General features: G+C 37.8%; 15 protein-coding genes and 2 tRNA genes. 11 read left to right on the forward strand and 6 right to left on the reverse strand.

Annotation, left to right across the window (positions count from 1 at the left end):
* Positions 1-294 precede the first annotated feature (294 nt).
* The 3 genes from D0T53_RS07040 to trxB all read left to right on the forward strand — a co-directional run bounded on the left by D0T53_RS07040 (position 295) and on the right by trxB (position 4,592).
* Complete coding sequence (locus D0T53_RS07040) at positions 295-2,805, forward strand: DNA translocase FtsK (RefSeq protein WP_163265757.1); 2,511 nt, start codon at positions 295-297, stop codon at positions 2,803-2,805.
* A gap of 58 nt (positions 2,806-2,863) precedes the next feature.
* Positions 2,864-3,499 (forward strand): LolA-like putative outer membrane lipoprotein chaperone, encoded by a 636-nt coding sequence (locus tag D0T53_RS07045; protein WP_163265758.1) that lies wholly within the window; start codon positions 2,864-2,866, stop codon positions 3,497-3,499.
* A 130-nt stretch (positions 3,500-3,629) separates the two neighbouring features.
* Positions 3,630-4,592, forward strand: coding sequence for a thioredoxin-disulfide reductase (trxB, locus tag D0T53_RS07050; RefSeq protein ID WP_163265760.1), 963 nt, complete (start codon positions 3,630-3,632; stop codon positions 4,590-4,592).
* 65 nt (positions 4,593-4,657) lie between these two features.
* On the opposite strand, the gene D0T53_RS07055 is transcribed toward trxB, so the two are convergent.
* The 3 genes from D0T53_RS07055 to D0T53_RS07065 all read right to left on the reverse strand — a co-directional run bounded on the left by D0T53_RS07055 (position 4,658) and on the right by D0T53_RS07065 (position 11,046).
* Positions 4,658-5,956: an MATE family efflux transporter gene (locus D0T53_RS07055; protein ID WP_163265762.1), complete on the reverse strand. Its 1,299-nt coding sequence runs from the start codon at positions 5,954-5,956 to the stop codon at positions 4,658-4,660.
* A gap of 247 nt (positions 5,957-6,203) precedes the next feature.
* Positions 6,204-8,093 (reverse strand): molecular chaperone HtpG, encoded by a 1,890-nt coding sequence (htpG, locus tag D0T53_RS07060; RefSeq protein WP_163265764.1) that lies wholly within the window; start codon positions 8,091-8,093, stop codon positions 6,204-6,206.
* Positions 8,094-8,199: 106 nt separating this feature from the next.
* Positions 8,200-11,046: a putative LPS assembly protein LptD gene (locus tag D0T53_RS07065; protein ID WP_163265766.1), complete on the reverse strand. Its 2,847-nt coding sequence runs from the start codon at positions 11,044-11,046 to the stop codon at positions 8,200-8,202.
* Between the two features lie 256 nt (positions 11,047-11,302).
* Here D0T53_RS07065 and D0T53_RS07070 point away from each other — a divergent pair, with 256 nt between their 5' ends.
* From D0T53_RS07070 to D0T53_RS07105, 8 genes are all read left to right on the forward strand, one after another.
* Positions 11,303-13,291, forward strand: coding sequence for a peptidylprolyl isomerase (locus D0T53_RS07070; RefSeq protein ID WP_163265768.1), 1,989 nt, complete (start codon positions 11,303-11,305; stop codon positions 13,289-13,291).
* Positions 13,292-13,379: 88 nt separating this feature from the next.
* Positions 13,380-14,249, forward strand: a complete 870-nt coding sequence (locus tag D0T53_RS07075; RefSeq protein WP_163265770.1) for a peptidyl-prolyl cis-trans isomerase — start codon at positions 13,380-13,382, stop codon at positions 14,247-14,249.
* Positions 14,250-14,343: 94 nt separating this feature from the next.
* Positions 14,344-15,729: a peptidylprolyl isomerase gene (locus tag D0T53_RS07080; RefSeq protein ID WP_163265772.1), complete on the forward strand. Its 1,386-nt coding sequence runs from the start codon at positions 14,344-14,346 to the stop codon at positions 15,727-15,729.
* 26 nt (positions 15,730-15,755) lie between these two features.
* A complete protein-coding gene (locus tag D0T53_RS07085; protein WP_163265774.1) occupies positions 15,756-17,390 on the forward strand; it encodes an OstA-like protein in 1,635 nt (544 codons plus the stop codon).
* Positions 17,391-18,179: 789 nt separating this feature from the next.
* Positions 18,180-20,066, forward strand: coding sequence for a S9 family peptidase (locus tag D0T53_RS07090; protein WP_221411500.1), 1,887 nt, complete (start codon positions 18,180-18,182; stop codon positions 20,064-20,066).
* Positions 20,067-20,143: 77 nt separating this feature from the next.
* Positions 20,144-20,836, forward strand: coding sequence for a helix-hairpin-helix domain-containing protein (locus D0T53_RS07095; RefSeq protein ID WP_163265778.1), 693 nt, complete (start codon positions 20,144-20,146; stop codon positions 20,834-20,836).
* Between the two features lie 58 nt (positions 20,837-20,894).
* Positions 20,895-20,967, forward strand: a tRNA-Lys gene (locus D0T53_RS07100).
* Positions 20,968-21,009: 42 nt separating this feature from the next.
* Positions 21,010-21,083: transfer RNA gene (locus D0T53_RS07105), tRNA-Ala, on the forward strand.
* A 60-nt stretch (positions 21,084-21,143) separates the two neighbouring features.
* On the opposite strand, the gene D0T53_RS07110 is transcribed toward D0T53_RS07105, so the two are convergent.
* The 3 genes from D0T53_RS07110 to mutS form a co-directional block, all read right to left on the reverse strand.
* The gene (locus D0T53_RS07110) at positions 21,144-21,785 is read right to left on the reverse strand and encodes a hypothetical protein (protein ID WP_221411499.1); all 642 of its coding nucleotides are present in this window, start codon (positions 21,783-21,785) and stop codon (positions 21,144-21,146) included.
* 70 nt (positions 21,786-21,855) lie between these two features.
* The gene (locus D0T53_RS07115; protein WP_163265782.1) at positions 21,856-22,638 is read right to left on the reverse strand and encodes a bifunctional 2-polyprenyl-6-hydroxyphenol methylase/3-demethylubiquinol 3-O-methyltransferase UbiG; all 783 of its coding nucleotides are present in this window, start codon (positions 22,636-22,638) and stop codon (positions 21,856-21,858) included.
* A 66-nt stretch (positions 22,639-22,704) separates the two neighbouring features.
* Positions 22,705-25,290, reverse strand: coding sequence for a DNA mismatch repair protein MutS (gene mutS / locus D0T53_RS07120; protein WP_221411501.1), 2,586 nt, complete (start codon positions 25,288-25,290; stop codon positions 22,705-22,707).
* Between the last annotated feature and the right edge of the window lie 64 nt (positions 25,291-25,354).

The raw sequence follows: 25,354 nt of genomic DNA on the forward strand, positions 1-25,354 counted from the left end.
AATTGCAAGTTTTTGATTTTAATACAGAGATACTATTCGTATAATTGATTTTCAACGAGACAAATATAAGGCAATCATTTCTTTCGAGAACGATAAAAATTACTTTTATCATGGAAAATCTGTTATTTTCTATTAAAAAAATGACACGAAAGCACTACTTTTTTATTAGGTAATTGTTCTTTGTGTTTTTAATAAAATTAGTGGCTGATGTCTTGGCCCGAAACTCGATAAAAAAAGTTACCTTTGTGAGATTTATATTCTACATAACATATTTGTTTGTACTTTATTATACGAATGGCAAAAAAGAAAAAAACGAAGAAAAAAGGCGGAAAAGGAAAATTCTCTATACTCCTCGATTTCATGAAAAGTGAAAGAGGCAATTTTATACTTGGAGTATCAATATTGTTTATTGCAGCTTTTATGTTGTTGGGTATGGTGTCTTTCTTTTTCACAGGGGCTGCCGACCAAAGTAAAGTTGTGAATAAAACTTTTTTTGAACTGATTCCTCTAAAGAAAGAGATAAGTAACTGGGGCGGTGTTGGCGGAGCCTATATTTCCGAACAATTTGTAAATGGGTATTTTGGTATTTTTTCTCTACTGATTCCGATTTATGTTGGGCTTATTGGAATGAGATTAATGAATATACTGTATATATCGTTAATCAGATCGTTTTTTGTTCTGGCATTTGTTCTTATATGGGGGTCGGTAACAAGTTCTCTGATCTTGTCTAACCTGTTTAGCGACAGCTATATAATATGGGGCGGAAGTCATGGCTTGGTTATCGAACAATTCTTAGAGTCGGCAGTAGGGATTCCCGGTGTTGTGATGATAGTGCTGTTATTACTTATTTTGTTTATAGTTGTAGTACGAAGCACTTCTGTTACTTTTTTCAGAGATATGTTTGCAAAACCTTTCAACCTGAAAAGAAACAGGGTTTTACAAGAGGAGGAAGAAGGTGCTTTGGTTATCGATAATTTTGATGATGATTTACTTGCGGTTGAAGAAGAAAAACCGAAGAAATCTATTTTTGATATTTTCCGTAGAAAGCAAAAGGACTTGAATAACAATACGGAATCAGGAAATGAATTTGCTTTTGTTGGTAATATCGAAACAGCCGATAAAGAAGAGGAGCAGCATATAACAATGGATGACGATTTTGAGATTGTTGTGCCTACTGACGAACAACCTTATCGGAAAGAAAACGAAAATAATACAGCCCAGCCAAATTCGGAAGAAGATGATGACGACTTGGATAAGGATACAGAGGGAGAGGATTTTGAGGAAGAAGAACTTGAAGATTATGACCCCACGGCTGATTTGTCCCGCTTTGCATTTCCTTCTGTAGAGCTTCTGAAAATATATGACTATTCGGGCAAAGGCGTCGATATGAACGAACAGCGCGCCAATAAGGAAAAGATTATAACTACTTTGCGTAATTATGGAATAGAAATTACATCGATAAAAGCAACTGTAGGTCCTACCATAACTTTATATGAAATTGTGCCGCAAGCAGGCGTGCGTATTTCCAAGATACGAAACTTGGAAGATGATATCGCCCTCAGCTTATCGGCATTAGGTATACGTATTATTGCACCAATGCCGGGTAAAGGTACCATAGGGATAGAAGTGCCTAATAAAGATCCGCAAATAGTGTCGATGCAGTCGATAATAGCTTCCCGTAATTTTCAGGAGTGTGCTTACGATTTACCTGTTGCGTTAGGTAAAACTATTACCAATGAGGTGTTTATGTTCGACCTGTGCAAAATGCCCCACCTTTTAGTTGCCGGAGCAACAGGGCAGGGGAAATCTGTCGGATTGAATGCTATAATAACTTCGTTGTTATATAAGAAACATCCTGCCGAAATGAAGATGGTATTGGTAGACCCTAAGATGGTCGAATTCAATATTTATTCGCGTATTGAGAAACACTATCTGGCAAAGTTGCCTGACGCAGAAAAAGCTATTATTACAGATGTAACGAAAGTTACTCAAACCTTAAACTCCCTGACAAAAGAGATGGACGACCGTTACGAATTGTTGATGGCGGCCAGTGTAAGGACAATAAAAGAATATAACGAAAAGTTTAAGAAGCGTCGTCTGAATCCGTTGAAAGGGCATCGTTTTCTTCCGTATATTGTTGTGATAATAGATGAGTTTGGTGATTTGATAATGACCGCAGGAAAGGAAATAGAAATGCCTATTGCCCGTATTGCGCAAAAGGCCAGAGCAGTAGGCATACATATGATTATTGCAACGCAACGTCCTACAACAAATATTATTACAGGTACTATAAAAGCTAACTTCCCTGCCCGTATGGCATTTAGGGTAACTTCGCAGATAGACTCCCGAACCATACTTGATATGTCGGGGGCAAATCAGCTGATTGGACGAGGCGACTTATTGTTTTCGCAAGGTAGCGATCTTATTCGTATACAGTGTGCGTTTGTCGATACGCCCGAAGTTGAGGGACTTGCTCAATTTATCGGAAATCAGCAAGGGTACGCCCATGCTTTTGAATTGCCCGAATATGTTAGCGAAGGCGGTGGAGATGATAAACCCGGAGCTGTGGATTTAAACGATAAAGATCCTTTGTTTGAAGAAGCGGCACGTTTGCTGATTATTCACCAACAAGGTTCAACTTCGCTCATTCAACGTAAATTTTCGATAGGGTATAACCGTGCAGGTCGTCTTATGGATCAGTTGGAAGCTGCAGGAATTGTAGGGCCAACCCAAGGAAGTAAGGCTCGCGATGTGCTTATTGCAGACGAATACAGCCTGGAACAAAAATTAACAGCATTAAGATAAGCAGAATTAAACTTTCGGGTAAAAAAAAAGTCTATTTATTTAAACAATAAAAGTAAAAATGAAAGCAAGGTTATTATTCTTATTTATATTTATTTCGGCTCAAATAGCTGTGGCACAAAATGCAAAGGACATACTAGATAAAGTTGCTACAACATACAAGCAATCGCCGGGATTTATCCTTTCGTTTACGATAAATACAAATGATATTGCAAATAAAACAACATACAGTCACGATGGCACAGCACATATAAAAGGGAATAAATTTAAAATACAAGTTCCGGATGGAATAACTTGGTTCGATGGAAAAACTCAGTGGGTGTATATGACAGGAGGCGACGAAGTGAATGTTAGCAACCCAACGGGAGAGGAGTTAGCGGCTATAAGCCCTGTAGCGTTGCTCAATTTATATAAATCGGGCTTTAAGTTGAAGAATAAAGGGGAGAAAACCGAAAACGGAAAAAAAGTATATTTAATAGAAATGATTCCTGAAAAAAAAGGATCTGATGTAGAGAAATTCGATCTTAAAATAGATAAGGCTTCTAATTTATTTACTTCAATATCTATCTATCAAAAAGATAAGGTAAATAATCAGTTGATTATAAAATCGACAAAAGAGCAATCGTCGATAGACGACAAAGTATTTACCTTTAACCAAAATGATTACCCTGATGTTGAGGTTATAGATCTTAGGTAAAATCAGTTTTCTGCCAATATATAGATAAATATTATATCTATATAGATAAAATAGAATGTATTTATTTTGAAAATAGGGTTTGATGCCCTATTTTTGTTTTATTGAAATTAATAGAAAAATAATATTTAATATGAATGAAAAAGTACGTTGCTTAATAATTGGTTCGGGTCCGGCAGGATTTACGGCAGCTATTTACGCATCCAGAGCAAATCTGGCACCGGTTTTATACGAAGGAATTCAGCCCGGTGGACAGCTGACAACCACTACGGATATTGAAAATTTTCCCGGATATCCCGAAGGAATAAGTGGAACCGAAATGATGGAAGACTTGAAAAAACAAGCTACGCGTTTTGGTGCTGATATCCGTGCCGGAATAGCTACATCTGCCGACTTGACTGCTACGCCTAAAAAAATAGTGATCGACGGAGAGAAGACAATAGAAGCCGATGCTGTGATTATTGCAACCGGCGCTACAGCTAAATATTTGGGAATGCCCGACGAGACAAAATATGCAGGTATGGGCGTTTCGGCTTGTGCTACGTGCGATGGTTTTTTCTATCGAAAAAAGGTTGTGGCTGTTGTGGGCGGAGGCGATACTGCTTGCGAGGAGGCTACTTATCTGTCGGGTTTGGCCGATAAAGTTTATATGATTGTTCGTAAACCTCAGCTTAGAGCGTCGAAAGTTATGCAGAAAAGAGTATTGAACAATCCTAAAATAGAAATGCTTTTCGAGACAAATACACTCGGCCTGTTTGGCGATAATGGAGTAGAAGGGGCTCATCTTGTAAAAAGAATGGGTGAAAAGGATGAAGAAAAATTTGATATTGCAATTGATGGCTTTTTTCTGGCAATAGGACATAAACCAAATACAGACATATTTAAAGGTCAGATCGACTTGGATGATTCAGGTTACATAAAAACAATGCCCGGAACGCCCAAAACAAATATAAGAGGGGTGTTTGCTGCCGGCGATGTTGCCGATTCTGTTTATCGTCAGGCTATAACTGCTGCCGGTACAGGATGTCAGGCTGCATTGGAGTCGGAAAGATATTTAGTGGAGCTTGCCGAAGCCGAATGTGAATTATCTAAGTAAGATATACACTTGCCAAAGTGAAGTAGCGACTCTGTTTTATGGGGTCGCTTTTTTTATCGAAAAAGTTACAAACCTATTCGCTTTTTTATGAATCGGAATATAATAGATTGCATTATTCCGCGCATAGCCAGATAGATGATAAATGCCAACCATAGCGCATTATTACCAAGGCTGTTTTGGAACAGGTAATATATTAAAAAGAACGAAGCCGTGGCAACAAACATGGAGTTTCGCATTTGTGCCGATGCTGTCATACCTACAAATACCCCATCCCATAAAAATGCCGAGAATCCGGCGAATGGGATAAGTAATACCCAAAACCTGTATTCGTGCGCAATATTTATGATGTTTTGTTTATCGGTAAGTATACCTAATATATTGTCGGCAAATAACCAATATCCGATTGTAAAGAATATCATTAAACCTATTCCCCAACGAAACAGGCGGCTTATAAGTATTTTTAGCTGCAAAGGTTGTTTTGCTCCTACATACCGTCCGGTTAAGGCTTCGGCGGCGTATGCAAATCCATCCATCATATAAGAGAAAAGTATAAATAATTGCATCAGCAAACTGTTAACCGCTAATAATGTATCGCCCATTTTTGCCGATGTTGAAGTAAAGAAGGTTGTGACTGCAACTAGGGCTAAAGTACGAAGAAAAATATCGCTATTAACTTTAAAGAATGGAACAAAATCCCTGATGCTTTTTATAAAACTTATATTCAGAAACGGTTTAAGTTTCCTGTATTTTCTGCTCCATATTATTAATGATAAAATAAAACCCGAATATTGAGCAATGAGCGAGCCTAACGCAACCCCTTTCAGCTCAAGATGTAGAACGAATACCAATAATATACTCACGCATATATTAATAACGTTTACGGCTATAGATATGTACATAGGTGTTTTCGAATCCTGCATACCTACAAACCAACCCGAAAAAGCATACATGCTCAGAACCGCAGGGGCTGCCCAAACGTATATATAAAAATAGGAGGATGCATATTCTTTTATGCCACTGCTTGCTCCAATAAGAATAAAAGCCAATTGCAGAATAAAATATTGCAAAATTACAATGAGCAACCCTATTACTATAGCTACCAATAATGAACGTAGCAAGATATTTACTGTTTCTTGCTTATCTTGCGCTCCAAACGCTTGTGCCGTAAAACCACTGGTACCCATACGCAGAAAACCGAAGTTCCAGTAAATAAAGTTGAATATCATTGTGCCCACAGCGATAGCTCCTATAAAAAGTTCGGAGCTGAGATGTCCTACAATAAACATATCTACCATTCCCAGCAAGGGTACAGTAATATTCGATATAATATTGGGGATTGCTAACCGTAATATCCGTTTGTCCAATTCTTCCTTTTTTTTACAAAGGCAAAGGTAGCTAAAAGCAAGATATAAAAAATGGTAATCCTTTTATATTAGCTGACAGCGATACAATAATTAAAGACAATGCCTAAACATAGTAGTTGATGTTGATTTTTAAGATGAAAACTCGTAACTCCATAAACAAAAAACCGATGAATATAAATCCATCGGTTCTTATAATATTTTAGAACAAACACTGTTACCTTATTTCGGGGGCGAGACAGTAAAGCAATTAAATAAGTTTAATACTTCTGTTTATAAAGTTACTTAAAGCTTCGCCTTTAAGCATTCCATTCGAAAGTAATGCTAGATCTATTAATTGACGAACAACTGCGTTGTCCGACGCATAAGCATTTATCGCCTCCGTATCTTTACCCTCAACCTCTGACAGAACCTGCTTAATCAATGGATGCTCTACATTTAACACCATATTCATATTATCGGGCATCTCGCCATACAAGCCAAATCCTGTTTGCATAGCCGACATTTCCTTCATACGCCTCATAAACTCGTTCTGAGTTATTTGTATAGGCTTAGCATTGGTGCCCAAAGCTTTATACTCTATTGTAAAGTCAACCTTGTCAATTTTAGGTAATTGCGATTTAAAAGTTTCGCTAAGCTCCTCCTTTTGTTTGTCGGTAAGCGTAACTTCAGCCTCGTCTCCTTTTTTTATCAGATTATCAACAACATCACTATCGACGCGTACGAAATGGCTTTTTTCGAATTTTTGCTCTAGCAAACCGGCCATATGTACATCCAATTGTCCATCAAATAATATCACGTCATACCCCTTGTCCAGAGCATTATTGATGTAAGAGAACTGTTCGTCTTTATTGCTTGTGTACAGATATACTAAATTTCCATCTTTATCAGTCTGATTAGAACCTATAAGCGTTTTATATTCTTCAAACGTAAACGCCTTTCCGTCAACATTCTTCAGTAAACAGAATTTTTGAGCCCTGTCGTAAAACTTTTCATCGGTAAGCATGCCGTATTCGATAAACACTTTAAGGCTATCCCATTTTTCTTCGAATTGGGGGCGGTCATTTTTAAATATTTCTTCAAGCCTGTCCGCAACTTTTTTCGTAATGTGATTCGAAATCTTTTTTACATTTTGGTCGCTTTGCAAGTAAGACCTTGAAACATTCAAAGGAATATCGGGCGAATCTATTACCCCGTGCATTAAAGTCAAAAACTCGGGAACAATACCTTCGACCGAATCTGTTACATATACCTGATTCGAATACAGTTGTATTTTATTCCTGTTCATATCCACATTGCTCTTTATTTTAGGAAAATAAAGAATACCTGTAAGTTTAAACGGGTAATCGACATTCAGATGTATCCAGAATAAAGGTTCGTCGCTAAAAGGATAAAGATCCTGATAAAACTTCTTGTAATCTTCATCGGTTAACTCGGTTGGTTTACGAGTCCACGCCGGATTTGTTTCGTTTATTATATTGTCTTCATCTGTTTCGACTGACTTTTCATCTTTCCACTCGGTTTTTTTGCCAAATGCAATAGGAATGGCTAAGAACCGACAATACTTTTTCAGCAGTTTGTCAACTTCGTTGTTCTCCAGAAAGTTTTGATTCTCATCGTCGATATACAGAATGATATCTGTTCCTCTGTCGGTCTTTTCTACACTTTCTATTGTATATTCGGGTGTTCCGTCGCAGCTCCATTTTACCGGTTGTGCACCCTCTTTATAAGACAAGGTTACAATTTCGACTTTTTTAGAAACCATGAACGATGAATAAAACCCTAAACCGAAATGACCGATTATAGAATTCGCATCGTTTTTATACTTATCAAGAAATTCGTTTGCCGACGAAAGAGCTATCTGATTGATATACTTCTCTATTTCTTCGGCTGTCATACCTATACCTCTGTCCGAAATAGTTAATGTGCCTTTTTCTTTATCAATACTTACTTTTACAGTAAGGCTGCCCAATTCGCCATTAAACTCGCCTATAGACGATAATGTTTTAAGCTTTTGTGTAGCATCTACCGCGTTTGAAACGATTTCACGCAAAAAAATCTCGTGATCGCTGTACAAAAATTTCTTAATAATGGGGAAAATATTATCGGTTGTTACCCCAATGTGTCCTTTTTGTTGCATAATTTGTAAATATTTAGTTTTTCGTTAAAATTCTATGATCCATAATTACAAAAAAAATGCCACTAACTAATTAGTGACATTTTGTCATTATATTTTTTTTGAGAAATTAATACCAAGTGGGGTCGTAAGCAGTCTGACGTCCACGTTGTTCATATTTCAAATCTTGCAGCAGTTGAGAACTTGCTCTGAGCGACACAAAATAGCTTTGATATACCCCCACCGGAACAAATGTGGCAGAGATGCTCCAGCAATGCAGGTTACGTGTTAATGAACAGTTTAAGTAGGAAAATCCACCTGTGTCGAAATTATAACTTGTTGTAAAATTAAAGTTCCAGTTTTTGGTGGGTTGTATACTTCCACTAAGTCCTAAACTATGAGTTACCTTTCGTTTATATTCCATATTCTTTACATCAATCTCGCTCGAGTTAGCATAGGTAAACGAATAATTAGCCGAAAGATTCCACTTTACTTCATTTTTTAAGTACCCGTCATCGTCGTACTCTCCGTCTTTCTCCTTGGATTTATTTAAGATGCTTCCTCCGCCCGAAGATTCTTCTTCACTTGTTGAAAAAGAACTTTCTTCCGAAGTTGATTCTGTTGACGAAGAGGTTTCGTTTTCACCTTTTGCTTTATCGCCTCCTTTTCCAAACCATTTTTTGAAAGTATCCTGATTGATAGATGGAGAAATAGAGTAGCCTGTGCGTATAAGGCGTCCAATGCCTTTTCCGTTCGATATACGTAAACGATCTACCTTGTTCAATCTTACAGGAGTTTCCCTGCCCGGATCAGAAGCCGAATATACAGGGTCGTACATATATGGGTCGAAGGTTCCATTTACGTTAACCGTCAGGTTTTTACTTAATTTCAACCTGAGAGATGCATTTATATCACTCCATTTTAGGGAGTCCTTCATCATATTATAGCTGAATCTTACCCCAAAGTTATCGATAAGGCTAATGATGCGGGTCGAGTCGTTAGGTGTGTTAAGTTTCATTTCGATATTATTATCGAAACTGAAGTTTAAACTACCCTGTTTGCCCGAAGGAGCCGTTCCGAATATACCTCCCTCGTAAGGCGAATAGTCAATGTATTGGCGTTGCCCTTGTGCATCCTCGTAATAAACCCGTTCGTAAAAGCCCCACGATGGATCGCTAAAGTCGGGACGGGCGCTTAAGCTAATAGATGGAGTAAACACATGTCTGATTCGGTTTATTGTACCGGCCTTAAAAATAGGGACCTTAAATATGGGCTCGAAGAATCCATATAATTTAGTTTGAAAGCCTAACGCAAAATTAAAGTCATAGACTCTGTTAAACGAATATGTTGTGTCAGAATTAACAAGTGTGTTTCTCGCTACATCCCAATGCTTGTTTATCTTTTGAGTATACCAACGTTCTTTATAGTTTAGCGAAGGGGTAATATTCAGATAATTAAACACGCTGAAAGTTGCACTTACGGGAATAGAATGCTGCATGGCATTGCGCCAGTCTTTCTGTAAACTCGATTTTAAAAGTTTATCTTCCTTTGTTGTTATACTGTTTCGTAAATCGCCCGTATAGCTCATTTGTATTTTCTCGTACCACCGTTGAGTACCCACAGCCTCTTTACGTTTAAACGGATAAATACGGCTCATCGAAACCGTAAGGTTAGGAAGCGTAAGCGCAACTGTAGAGTCTCTCGAAATTTGTGCGGCACTCATATTTGCCGATACAGTAAATGGCGAGTTCGGAAAACGCTGGGTTAATGTAACTGTAGAGTTTTTAGTGTTTTCGGTACTATATTGGTTCTGTATACTATTTAAATTGTTCTGATTATACGAACTTGTTTTAAAGTTAACACTAGCCGAGAGCGTACGATACATGTTCGCTTTAGGGTCTTGTGTGTGACTCCATGTTATGCCAAAGTCTTTATATTCGCTATAATCGGGGTCGGCCTTTTCGCCATATCTGGTGTAGCGATACGAGATGTTAAAATTACCCGAATGTCTGTAACGTTTACGGTAAGTAGAACGGGCATTTAATGCCCACGACCCCTTGGTGTATATATCGCCTGTTACGGCAAGATCCACGTAATCGTTTATTGCAAAATAATAACCTCCGTCCCGAAGCCCAAATCCACGATCCATCACATCGTCGAAACTGGGCATTATAACTCCCGACTGATATTTATTGGTAAAAGGGAAAAAAGCGAAAGGTAGCCCCAGAAAATAAATAGGGACATCTTCTATCACAAGGTATCCGGGTCCTGATATAACATCTTTCTTTGGCCTTACTTTTCCTTTGGTAACCATAAAGTAGAAGTGGGGATGCTCGTGATGGTCGCAGGTTGTATATTTTCCGTTACACATAAAAAACGAATCATCTTCGTTTTTCTTTGCATTTTCGGCAACAATATAACCTTCGCCTTGCGTAGTTACAACGTGTTTAATAATACCTTTCTTGGATTTAAAGTTGTATCGCATCGATTTTGCTTCGTAATCGGTGCCGCCGCCCGAACCTCCATCTGTAAAAACTGGATAGCCGAACTCTTGCCCTATCGAATCGAGACCATATGTAGCACTAACAATACTGCTATCCATACTAATCTCAATATTTTCGGCTTTCAGCGCAATTGTTTGGTAATTTATATGCCCATCGCCGTAAAGATATCCTATATTACCTTCCGAGAAAAGGAATACAATAGAATCGTTCGATTCATAATCGACAGGGGCTTCTATGGCTGGTTTTTTCTTTTTTACCGAATCGGTTGCAATACTATCAACCGATAATGTGTCTGAAATAAAGGTACTATCGATGGCTGAAGAGTCAGCCGGTATACGATTATCGGCTATGACAGAATCGTTAAGCAAAGACAAACGCTCGTCGGCTACATTGAACGCAAATAGGGAACCGACAAGCGGTACCGTAACAAACGTTAAAAATAATACATATATGAATAGCCGAAAGTTTCTCATTTAAAATAAGGGAGTTCGTACTTTTTATTCCAAACTGCAAAACTAATCAATATATGAAAAACGAAATGCAAAAAATATAAAAATATGAATTAAAGTATGTAGGTTTTCCTTTCTTATTGTAAAAAAGCGAATATTATGCCGCTAAATTTTATTAAATCACTTATTTTACAAAGCCTATAAGTATAACATAAACTTATTTTTTAAATAATTTCTAATATATTTGCATCGCATAAAAACTAATAACACTTAATTAATTATGAATAAAACGCTTCTTTTATTATTAAGCACATTTGCAGTGTTCTCAAATGTAAGTGCGCAGGACAACGATCCGGTTTTAATGAAAGTTAACGGACATCCTGTTCATAAATCGGAGTTCGAATATTTATACAAGAAAAACAGTGCCTCGGTACAACAGTCCTTAGATGAATATTTACCTTTGTTTATCGATTATAAGCTGAAAATCGAGGAAGCAAAAAGTCAAAAACTCGATACAATTCCTGCATTTATTAAAGAGTTTGCCACTTATAAAAAGCAACTATCGCGTCCTTATTTAACAGACACGGTAAGTATACAAACTGTGGCTCATGAGCTGTATGACAGCATGGGCGAAGGCGTAGAAACAAGCCATATTTTATTTAGATTTCCCGAAGGCGTAATTTTACCGAAAGATACACTGGCAGTATACGAAAAAGCTTTATCGGTGCGTCAAATGTTGGAAAAACCAAAAGGAAAAAAAGCGAAGAAGAATTCGACAGTTAAATCTTTCGAAGATTTAGCACTCGAATATTCAGAAGATCCATCGGCAGCAAGAACCGAAAAACCTGGTTATTTAGGATGGACCACCGCCGGGATGCTTGTCGAACCATTCGAAAAAGTAGCTAACACAACCCCAGTGGGCGAGGTAAGTATGCCTGTACGTACATTGTTTGGCTACCATCTAATAAAAGTGCATAACCGCCGCCCCAGCCAAGGTAAAATAAATATTGCTCATATTATGTTTGGGTTTTCTCACCCCGACACATCTGTTGAACAGAAAGACAGTATTAAAAAGATTGCTCAAGAGGTATATAATAAGCTTGTTGCGGGAGCCGATTACAGCGAACTGAGTAAAGAATACTCAACCGACAGACAATCTGCTGAAAAAGGTGGGAAAATGGGGTGGATAGATGAATATACTCGTTTGCCTCGTTCTTTTACGCAAGCAGCATACTCTATAAAAAAAGAAGGTGATATAACCGAGCCTATCGAAACCGCTTACGGATATCATATATTGAAATTAGAAGGCAAAGCTCCACGCGATTCATGGAAACAATCGAAAGAGCGTTTGGTTAATATTGTAAACAGTTCCGACAGAGTTGAAGATGTCAGAGCTTTGAAAAACCAAAGATTAGAAAAGCTTTTTAACTTTAAAGCGAACAAAGCAGCCTACGACGAATTAAATGCCTTGGCAAATGACTATAGTCCAGCCGACTCTGTATTTAACGAAAAAACGGCGAACAACAATGAAGTGTTGTTTAACGCTGATGGCGTAAATTATAGAATATCCGATTTTTCGAAGTATGTTGCTAATAATGCAAAAAGTTCGAGAACACGTTTTTCTACCGATATGCTTAAACAGTTGTTGAGTAGTTACGAGGAATCGGTTCTGTTTAATATAGAAGAAAACTCGTTGGAAAAACGTTTCCCCGAATACCGCAACCTGCTACGGGAATATAACGATGGAATACTTTTGTTCAATGTAATGAACGAAGAGGTTTGGGATAAAACGGCAAAAGATGATGAAGGTTTGGCCGAATATTTCAAAAATAACAACTCAAAATATGTATGGGAAAATCCTAAACACAAAGGATTGATTATACATTGCGCTGATGAAGCGACATTGAAAGCCGCAAAAAAACTTGCAAACAAAAATAAAAAAGCTAAAAACCAAGGCGAAATTATTCTAGAAGCTTTAAACAACGATAGTGTAAAAAATGTAAGGGTACAGCGCAGCTTATTTGCAAAAGGAGAAAACAAATTTGTAGATCAGGAGGTGTTTAAAACTGGAGAAAAAGCTGAGCCTCTAGATAAATATCCATACTTTTTTGTTATAGGAAAAGTAATCCCTAAACCCGAAGAATATTCCGATGTTAAAGGACAGGTAATTTCGGATTTGCAAGAAGTAAGAGAAAAAGAATGGATGGAGGCGCTTCGTAAGAAATACCCTGTTGAGGTTAATGAAGCCATTCTAAAATCAATCAAATAAATTAAGCAATATATAACAGTCACAGGAAATACGTTTTCTGTGACTGTAATTTAGAACGCTATTATCAGCATAACATAGATAAAGAGGAATGAGATTTATTTCACGGTTACTATTTTCAATTTTGTTTATTACCACAACTGTATCTTCATGTATCAAACAAGAAGGAACAAATAAGGTAACAGACAATACTATATTGGTTGAAGTAAACGGTAAAGCTCTTTATCTGGAGGAAGTTGCTGAATCTATTCCTAAGGGACTATCGCCAACCGACAGTACTTTAAATGCTGAGGCATACATTAAAATGTGGATAAAAGACGAGTTGATGTACGAAAAAGCCTCGGAGAACATTACCGACAAAAAGAAAATTGATGAGCTTGTCGAAAATTACCGACAAAATCTAACGATTTTCACTTATCAGGAACAATTGCTTAAGCAACGCTTGTCGAAAGAAATTTCGGAAAATGAATTGAAAGATTATTACGATAAAAATTCGCAGAATCTGGATTTACAGACCGATATAATTAAAGGTCTTTTTCTGAAAGTGCCATTAACTTCTACTCGTTTAGAAGATTTGAAAAAATGGTACAAATCGACATCGGAAAGCGCTATTGAGAATATTGAGAAATATTCGCTCGAAAATGCCGTTATTTACGACTTATTCTATAACAATTGGGTAAGTTTCGACGATGTTTTACTAAATATCCCCCAAGTTATCCCCGACAAAAGAATATTTCTGAAAGAAAATAAACAAATAGAAGTTGAAGACTCGTTATATGTTTACCTGCTTAACATAAAGGATTATAAACTTGCCGGCGATAATGCTCCTTTCGAATTTACAAAAGGTCAGATTATGGAAATCCTTTTAAATCAGAGAAGAGAGGATTTCACAAAGCAAATCGAAGCCGATTTATACGATGAAGCACTAAAACAAGGAAAAATAACCTTTTTCGACAAGTAACAACAGTACTGTATAACTTCTTTTAATAATATTAAGACAAAAGAATAGGTAGTATATAGCTATATTTACGACCTCTTTAAAATTCTAAACAAGAATGAAAAAAATATTTTGCAAAGTAATCCTTCTGTCGGCATTGTTGATGTCTGTGAATTATTCCGAGACTAAAGCCCAAAATAATGTTATAGACGAGATAGTATGGATTGTAGGAGATGAGGCTATTCTTAAATCGGATGTCGAGAATACCCGTTTACAAATGCAAATTGAGGGCGAACGTTTCGATGGCGACCCATACTGTATTATACCCGAACAAATAGCGGTAAACAAACTGTTTTTGCATCAGGCAAAGATCGATAGTATTGATATTCCGGCGGCATCGGTAACGCGTGAAGTAGAACGACGTGTAAATAATGCTATCGGACAGGTTGGCTCACGCGAGAAGCTTGAAGAATGGCTCGGTAAATCAGTTAGGGACTTACGCGAAGAATGGAAAGAGCAGATACGCGAAGGAGAGATTGTTCGTGAAGTACAAAAAAAGATAGCGGGAAATATTCGTCTTACTCCTGCCGAGATAAGAAAATACTACACAAGTCTTTCTCAAGACAGTTTGCCATTCATACCTACGTCGGTAGAGGTGCAAATAATAACAATGCGCCCTATTATTCCGATGAAAGAGGTTGATGCTGTTAAAAACCGTTTAAGAGAATACACCGATCGAATAAACAAAGGAGAAACCTCTTTCTCGTCGTTGGCTCTATTATATTCGGAAGATACAGAGTCGGCTAAAAAAGGAGGAGAATTAGGATTTATAGGTCGGGCCATGTTAGCTCCCGAATATGCAAGTGCCGCTTTCTCTTTAACCGACCCAAATAAGATATCGAACGTGGTTGAAACCGAATATGGTTTCCATATCATACAGTTAATCGAACGTCTGGGCGATCGAATTAATACGCGTCATATATTACTTAAACCTAAAGTTCCGACAGAAGAAATGCGAAAAACCATTTCCAGAATGGACTCTTTAGCAATAGAAATCCGAGACAGCAAATTCTCGTTCGAAGAAGCTGCCATGTACGTTTCGTCCGACAAAGACTCTCGTAACAATGGAGGTTTGATGGTTAACAAAAAGGAGTATAGCAGTAATGCAGGTACAAGCCGTTTCGAGATGAAAGACTTGCCACAGGAAGTAGCCCGTATTGTAGATAAAATGAAGATAGGAGATGTATCGACAGCCTTCTCTATGATTGACGAAAAGGGCAAAGAAGTGGTAGCTATTGTGAAACTTAAGCAAAGAATAGACGGGCACAAAGCCAACATGTCGGACGACTATCAGGTAATGAAATCGATAGTAGAAGCTAACAAACGTACTGAGATATTAAAAAAATGGGTTCAAGATAAAATTAAAACTACTTTCATCCGTATTGACAGCGATTGGGTTAACTGCGACTTTCAATATTCGGGGTGGGTAAAGGATAATAAATAAAACGAATATACCCTATAAAACAAGGTATGTTAGAAAAAATAAAGAAATTCTTTTCAGATGGGCACAGAATACGGTTAACCGCTATTTTGTGCTTCATCGTTCTATACCTGTCGGCACAAACAGCCCTTCAGCCTAACAATGACCCGGTGCCTGAGAAAAAGCGTGTGGAATTGAAAAGAGCAGGAGAACTGAAAACACGCGAAGGGTTTGAACCGCAAATACTTATCGATAGTGTTGTCTTTTTTCACGATGGAGCTTACATGCATTGCGATAGTGCATACCTCGATCAAAAAAGCAATAGTTTCGAGGCTTTTAGCAATATTGTGGTAGAACAAGGTGACACCCTGTTTCTTTACGGAGACTATCTGTATTACGACGGAAACACAAAGTTACTGATGGTACGCAACAATGTACGTCTCGAAAATAAAGGAGTAACGCTTTTTACCGACAGTCTGAATTACGACCGAATACTCAATTTTGGTTATTATTTTGATGGAGGAATGCTTGTAGACTCGCTGAACGAACTAACTTCGTATTGGGGACAATATGAGCCCGGTATAAAAATAGCTACATTTAGCGATAGTGTTAAGTTAGTAAACAATAAATTTACCCTTTATTCAGACACTCTGAAATATAATACCACTACTAAAATAGCAACCATACTGGGGCCTTCGGTAATAATATCAGACAGTGGTTACATCGAAACCCGAAAAGGTTGGTACAATACGCAAACCGAAGAATCGTTACTACTCGATCAATCGCTTGTTACCAGTAAAGACGGAACTAAAACCCTTACAGGCGATTCAATTTCGTATCATCGAGCCAGTGGATATGGAGAAGTATTTGGAAATATGGTAGTGACCGATACTTTACAGAAAATGATTCTGCATGGGCACTACGGTTATTATAACGAACTCACAGGCTATGCAATGGCTACCGATTCGGCTTGGTGTGTAGACTATTCGCAGGGAGACAGCCTTTATTTGCATGCCGATACTCTGAAAATGATAACCGACTCTATATTCAAACAAGTAAAAGCATATTATGGAGTGCGCTTCTATCGTTCCGATTTTCAAGGAGTTTGCGACTCCATGCAATTCAACTCGCGCGATTCTATATTGTATTTATATAAAGATCCTATTTTATGGAATGAATCGTATCAGCTGACCGGCGATACAATAGAGATATTTATGAACGACAGTACAATCGATCATATTCATATGAAAAAGTACTGTTTTGCTATAGAAGATAAAGACTCGGTACACTTTAATCAGCTGAAAGGGCGTGATTTGAAAGCATTCTTTAAAGATAAACAAATACATCACATACTTGTAGAAGGCAATGCCGAATCGATATTCTATCCGGAAGAGAATGATAAAACAATGATTGGGCTGAACCGAACCGAGAGTGGTTTTCTGTCTATTGGCTTAAAGAATAAAAAAATAGATAAGCTGAAAATATGGCCTAAACCGAAAGGAAAAATTACTCCTTTAGCCGACCTTGTACCGGATGAAATGAAGTTAGAGCAATTCAGGTTATTTGATTATATCAGACCTTTAGATAAAGACGATATCTTTAGAAAAATAAAAATAAGAAACGATCAAATAATTAAACGGATAAACGTACCTGATAATTTATTCGATCAAGGAGGCGACTACTAATCCGAGTTGTGAAATTTGGGGGGAGTATTTATCTATAAAGTAGGGTATACCTGTAACAACAATAATTCCAGAAGTAGAATGAAGATTATAAAAACTGTCAGGTTTTTATAGAATACCTATAACAGAAATTGATAATCCAAATCCAGTTCTGTATAAATAAAGTTTCGATATAGCCAAACTAAACACCATCTTCGAGTGCATGGTTTCTAAAAATGAAAAAAGTGTCAGGTGTGTCAGGTTTTTTTAATTTTAGTCTTTTCAGAGTGTTTTTTGCTAGGGGTAATTCTATATTGATAGAATAAGCCTATAGCAAGTGTTCTTTAAAATAATACTAATTTACTGTTGTTACTGCGCGTGATCGAAGATCACTTGCATTCCTTTTGCCCTATGCCGCAAAAGGAATCAAAAAGGCATTTTGCGGCTCTACCTTCTTGGGGACAGCATTGCAGGCGCAGTCTTGATTTTTTGGTTCGTTTTGCATCAAGGCAAAATGAACGAAGGCAAGCATCGGTAAGATGCGCGGCAGTAAATAAGCATAATTTAAAAAAACGATAAATCCGTCAGATGTGTCAGGTTTTGTAAAAAACATATGTAGGAACGGGATAAAACGGGTGTGCAATTCTATATAAATAGAATTATTAACGGCATTATCGAAAAAAGATTAAAAAACAAATACGTTCTCTGTGATTTTTTATACTTTTATTACACTTATTAGGTAAAATATTAATTAACCGAAATGTGTTTACAATTATGAGAAAGAAAATTTTCCCCATTTTTAGTCTTGCCATTATGCTGGCAACAATCTCAGGATTCTTCTATTCATGCGAGTCGGGCGTAAAACATGCGCCTATTTTACCACTCGAAGACTTTTTTAAGAACCCTGAAAAAACATCATATCAGATTTCGCCCGATGGCAAATATTTTTCGTTTCTAGCCCCATACGAAAACAGGATGAATATTTATGTTCAGGAGATAGGGCAAGACTCGGCTATGAGGTTAACCTCCGAAACCGCGCGCAGTGTAGCCGGATATTTTTGGGGAAATAACAATCGTATACTATTTTTGAAAGACACTGGAGGTGACGAAAATTTTCAACTATATGGTGTCAACATCAATGGATCGAACCTGCTACCCTTAACCGCTTTCGAAGGAGTAAGGACTACGATAATTGACGATCTTCCCGAAATAGAAAAAGAAGTAATAGTAGGGCTTAATAAAAGAAACCCTCAGATATTCGACCCTTACCGTTTGAATATAGAGACCGGAGAAATGACAATACTAGCCGAAAATCCCGGAAACATTCAGGGATGGATGACCGACCATGACGGTAAATTACGCATTGCCATAGCTTTAGATGGTGTGAATCAAAGTTTACTTTATCGCGATAGCGAAGATCAACCGTTCGGCATAGTTATTACAACCAACTTTAAAGAGTCGCTCTCGCCCCGTACCTTTACCGAAGACAATAAAAAATTGTATGCAACCTCAAACTTAGGACGCGATAAAAGCGCTCTTGTTATATACGATCCGCAAACGGCAACAGAAGAAAAACTTATTTACGAAAACGATACTTACGATATAACCGGTATTATATACTCTAACAAAGACAAAAAACTACAGGCTGCATCGTATATGGCACATAATGGAACGCAACGTAATTTCTTTGATTCAAGCTTGAAAAACGTATACGATAAGATTTCAGAAAAGGTTTCGAATATGCCTTTCGGAATAGCAGACAGAACCAAAAATGAAGATGTATACATTATACGCACATATAATGACAAAACGCCCGGAGCGTATTACCTGTACGATTCGTCGAACGATAAACTTACGCATATTTCGGATGTATACCCTTGGCTGAAAGAAGAAAATATGGCAGCAATGAACTGCATAGAATACACCAGCCGCGACGGATTAAAAATAGAAGGATATTTAACTCTACCTGTTGGTTACACAATGGAGACAGCTAAAAAACTGCCGGTTGTGATAAATCCGCATGGTGGCCCATGGGCACGCGACACATGGGGTTTCAACCCCGAAGCTCAGTTTCTTGCAAACAGAGGTTATGCCGTTTTGCAAATGAACTTCCGAGGCTCGACAGGATTCGGACGGAAATTTTGGGAACTATCGTTTAAAGAATGGGGGAAAACCATGCAAGACGATATTACCGACGGTGTAATCTGGTTGACAGAAAACGGAATTGCAGATGCTGACAGAATCGCTATTTATGGTGGTAGTTATGGCGGTTACGCCACTCTTGCAGGCTTAACATTTACACCCGATTTGTATGCTTGTGGTATAGACTATGTGGGAGTATCTAACCTCTTTACATTCCTTAATACCATTCCTCCGTATTGGAAACCAATGTTAGATATGATGCACGAAATGGTGGGCGACCCTCGTGCCGATAGCACATTATTAGTTAGTTCGTCGCCAGTGTTCCATGTCGACAAAATACAAGTTCCTTTGTTCATTGCCCAAGGCGCAAATGACCCTCGCGTGAACAAAGACGAGTCGGATCAGATGGTTAAGGCTTTGGAAGAACGAGGTATAACTGTACAATATATGGTAAAAGACAACGAAGGGCATGGATTTCATAACGAAGAAAACCGCTTCGAGTTTTACAAAGCTATGGAAACCTTCCTCGAAGAAAACATGACGATAGGTGCAAACTAAAAATCTTATAAACAACAGACAGCTTGGATGCCAACATCCTGGCTGTTTGTTTTATCTATAGCTATATAGTTCTGCTGATGTCGATATTCGAAAAGCTAAAACTTAAAGATTTCTTCTCTTATAACGAAGGAGACAAAAGAGCGATTATACTATTGTCTGTTCTCATTATTATATGCGGAGGTATTTGCCTGTTTTCGGAATATCTGTTTAACGGTAATCAGCCTATCGGAAATTCTGCGGCTTTTGCCGAGTTCGATAAGTTGCAAAAAAACAGAATCGAAGCTGCCAGTTCCGATAAAACAATGGAAGAACAGGAACAACCCCCTTTAGCTACCAATAATAATAGCACGCAGCTAAAAAAACTCGCAAAAGGAGAAGTAATAGATATAAACAATTGCAATGCAATCTCTATAAAACAAATACCGGGAATAGGCAATGAATATGCAAAACGGATTATAACATACAGAAATAAACTCGGAGGCTTTGTTTATAAAGAACAATTGATGGAAGTAAAAGGTATCAGCCGGAAACGGTATGATAACATATCGCAATATGTTATTATAAAGAAAGGTCACAAGGCTATCGACATAAATAACGTTACAGAAGCAAACTCTGTTTCGCATCCTTATTTGAAGCAAGCGCATATAGCCGCCATTATTAAACATATTGAAAACAATGGACGCCTAAGCTCGACAAAAGAGTTGTCAAAAATACCGGGTTTTACATCTGAAGAAATAAACAAGCTGTCTCCTTATTTAAGCTTCGAATAATAAATTGCGCTCTTTTATTTTTAATTAAATATTATTTTTTACCTTTGTGCCACAATCAGACTCCGTAGCTCAGTTGGTAGAGCAACTGACTCTTAATCAGTGGGTCGAGAGTTCGAGCCTCTCCGGGGTCACACATAAACCAAAGGCAATTAAATTTACCTAGGTAGCATAATGGGGCATTAGCTCATCTGGCTAGAGCGCAACACTGGCAGTGTTGAGGTGATCGGTTCGAGTCCGATATGCTCCACAAAGAATAAAATCCTCAGACAGAAATGTTTGGGGATTTTTATATATCCATATGGGCATACTAACCCCATATTCTTATTCGTCTGATTTTTGTGCCTTTTCTAAATTCCGAAGGTTTTAATATTGTCATATCACTTTCGAAAACGGGCCCCGATTTATCTATAAAATCGCTTCCATCAAGAAAAAATTGAATTCCTTCTAGTTTCGTTGTTTCAATTACATATATTCCACTTATGTAAGAAAACCAAATCTTGAAATCAGGATATGCAGCTATAAATTCGTCAAGAGTCGAGTTCAGTCCTATGCCTTCTGCTGTTTTAACTTTATCTGATAGTATGAAAATATTATCAATTCTGTCTGCATCATTATCTGCTTCCATAAAAAGACGTTCTATCTTCAATATCTCTTGTCCGTTTTCTGATACCGTATGTACAAGTATTTCAAAATCCTCTCCTTCTTCGGTTATTGTTTCAACACTTTTAGTTATCACATAACCACCTGTTTGAGCAGGTATTCGTTGGCCAACTAGAAATATATCGACCCCATTCTCTTTTATCAAATACTTTTGCTCGGGAGGGATGCTAACATTTTCTAATGCTTGATATTCTTCGTTTGAGCAAGTTTCCATCTCAAGTGTTTGGCTACAAATGTCTGCAGTTAGGAAAAAGAGACTTAAGACCATTGCTGTTATTTTTATTGCCATATTTTATCTAAAATAATGAAGTTAACAATTTTCTTCAAAACCCTCACAATAAGAGTTCTATGGCTTGGGGCTATTTGTCTTGCTTTATTAAAAAGAAACACCCTGTTGTGAAAAAGTTTCTGATGAATGGAATTTTGCCTATTACTAGAGATAGTTTTCGCGGTTTCAACTTAAACTTAATTTCGTAATGAGGATTAATAAAATAGAGTCTTTCGTTTACAATATCGTATCCGTTTGTTTTACTATATTTTCTGAATTGCTCTATTGTTATTCCGCACTCTTTTATCGAGATTAGCTCATCTATAGTTCCTTTATTCTCTTTAAAGGCTGAAAGAATCCCTTTATATAAACTTGTGGGCAGAATATGAAAGAATGGCAAGTGAGACAAGAATTTATTTCGGCAAAGCTGCTGATGTCCTCCAAAAGGCATATACCATGCAGGAAAGCCGAAATAGGCAACTCCGTTTTCTTTAAGGAAGCCTTTCATGTGGCGAAAAAAGTTTTCTTTGTCGGGAATATGCTCAATTACATCCCGTACAAGTATGATATCGAATTTTCCTAGTCCGTTAACTTTAAATACATCTTCGCAGAACAAATTTACTTTAGGGTTATTATCTGCATCCAGAATTTTTCTAGCTTCTTCAATACGAGGCTTGTTCAGATCGAAGCCTGTAATTTCGCAACCCATTTCGAGAAAAGGCAACAAGTTTCCTCCTGCTCCACACCCGATCTCCAAAATTCTCATATTCGAAGCTATCGGGTAATATTTATTTATATACGGAATTATATATTTTTTAGTCGAATATGTCAGTTCGTCAAAATATAACTTTCCGTTCAGATGCCTTTCTTGCATAAACGTTTATTTTGTAACCCGATATTATGGGTAGTCTTAGATTTATTTAGATATCAAAGTAAAAAGCTATTTGCCTGATACTATTTTCTTTATTTCGTTTAATTTGTTCAATGCATCAACAGGCGTCAGATTATTAACATCAAGCGATAATATTTCGTCCCTTACCTGACTGAGTATTGGGTCGTCCAGCTGGAAAAAGCTGAGTTGAAGTCCTTCACGTTTTTCGGTTATATCCTCAATTGGGCGGCTTACATCTCCCTGTCTGTTGTTCGACTCCAATTGTTTCAGTATCGAATTTGCTCTTTTCACAATGCTTTGAGGCATGCCTGCCATTTTTGCAACATGTATACCAAAGCTGTGTTCGCTACCTCCTTTTACCAGTTTACGTAAAAATATTACTTTGTTATCGACTTCTTTAACCGAAACGTTGTAGTTTTTTATTCGTTTGAACGATTTCTCCATTTCGTTCAGTTCGTGGTAATGTGTTGCGAAAAGGGTTTTTGCCCTAAATTTGGGGTGTTCGTGTATGTATTCTACAATAGCCCATGCTATCGAAATTCCATCATATGTGCTTGTCCCACGCCCTAACTCATCAAATAATACAAGGCTGCGAGCCGATAAGTTATTCAGAATATCGGAAGCTTCGTTCATTTCAACCATGAAGGTCGATTCTCCGAGCGATATATTGTCAGAAGCTCCTACTCGTGTGAATATCTTGTCTACGAGCCCGATTTGAGCCGATTCGGCAGGTACAAAACAACCTGTTTGAGCCATTAGTGTAATAAGTGCCGTTTGACGTAACAAGGCAGATTTACCCGCCATATTGGGCCCTGTAATAATAATTATTTGTTGCGAATTGCTATCTAAATGAACATCGTTTGCTATGTAAGATTCGCCTACAGGCATTTGTTTTTCTATAACAGGATGCCGTCCGCCTTTTATCGTTAATATATCCGAGTCTATAATCTCGGGACGGATATACTTGTTCTCTTTTGCAGTTTTGGCAAACGATAGCAAACAATCGGTTCGGGCTATCAGGTTTGCATTCAGTTGTATGGTTGGGATGTAATCGACAAGGCTTGTAACCAGATCGTTAAATATGGTTGTTTCTAAAGCCAATATCTTTTCTTCTGCTCCCAGAATCTTCTCTTCGTATTCCTTAAGTTCTTGAGTTATATAGCGCTCGGCATTAACCAGTGTTTGTTTACGTATCCATTCTGCCGGAACTTTGTCTTTATGTGTATTTCTTACTTCGATGTAATATCCAAATACATTATTGAAGCTTATCTTTAACGATGTGATTCCCGTTGCTTCAATTTCCCTTTGTTGTATCTGTAACAAATAGTCTTTACCCGAATAGGCTATTTGGCGAAGCTTGTCCAGCTCTTCATTCACCCCTTCGCGAATAACGCCTCCCCTGTTTATCATTGTTGGAGGGTCGTGGTTAATTTCTGCATTTATTTTATTGCGAATAACGGGGCATGGGTTCAGCTTTTCTCCAATCTCCTTTAAGCTAGGTTCGTCCGATGCCAGAAAAGCATTTCGTATAGGTTCAATGGCATTAAGTGCAATTTTGAGTTGTACAACTTCTCTGGGATTTATGCGGTTGACAGCAACCTTCGAAATGATACGTTCCAGATCGCCGATAAGCGAGAGTTGTTCTTCCAGTAATTGCTTTAGTTCTACATCCTTGAAAAAATATTCGACAGCCGATAGCCTGTCGTTTATAGGTTTTACTTCTTTCAAAGGAAAAACCAGCCAACGGCGAAGCATACGTGCTCCCATAGGCGATACAGTGCGGTCTATTATGTCGAGCAAGCTTTTACCTCCCTCATTCATTGTCGAAATAAGCTCCAGGCTGCGCACGGTAAATTTGTCGAGCCTTACATATCTGTCTTCTTCTATACGTGAGAGAGTTGTTATATGTCCTATCTGATGATGCTGGGTGATGTCGAGATAATGAAGGATTGTTCCGGCAGCAATAACTCCGTTTGTCAAATGGCTTACACCAAAACCCTTTAGGTTTTTAGTCTCGAAATGTTTTAATAAACGGTCGTTTGCCGCATCGCTTGTGAATACCCAGTCGTCAAGCTCGAAAATAAAGAAGCGGCTTCCAAAGTTTTCCTCAAAATCTTTTCTTTTACCTCGTTCGATAAGAACTTCTTTAGGCGAAAAGTTAGCCAGTAGTTTGTCTATATATTCGCGGGTACCTTCTGTTGTCAAAAACTCTCCTGTCGATATGTCGAGTAAGGCTATACCGTACGAATTTTTATACCGGTGTATAGCACAAAGAAAGTTGTTTTCTTTATGGTTTAGTATGTTGTCATTAATTGATACTCCGGGTGTAACTAGCTCGGTTACGCCTCTTTTTACCAGTTTGGTAGTTTGTTTAGGGTCCTCTAGTTGGTCGCAGATGGCAACTCTTCGTCCGGCTCTTACCAGTTTAGGTAAATATGTATCGAGGGCATGATGTGGAAAACCTGCCAACTCAATGTACTGAGCCGAACCATTGGCTCGTCTGGTAAGGGTTATCCCCAATATTTCGGAGGCATCAATGGCATCTTGCGAGAATGTTTCGTAAAAATCTCCTACCCTGAAAAGCAATATTGCATCGGGATGTTTTTCTTTTATCTCGTTGAATTGCTTCATCATTGGGGTTTCCACTATCTTTTTTGCCACAATTTTTTAGGTATAAAATTAGTATGAGAAACAAAGG

It is taken from the genome of Dysgonomonas sp. 216 (assembly GCF_010501065.1).
Lineage (GTDB): Bacteria > Bacteroidota > Bacteroidia > Bacteroidales > Dysgonomonadaceae > QVMM01.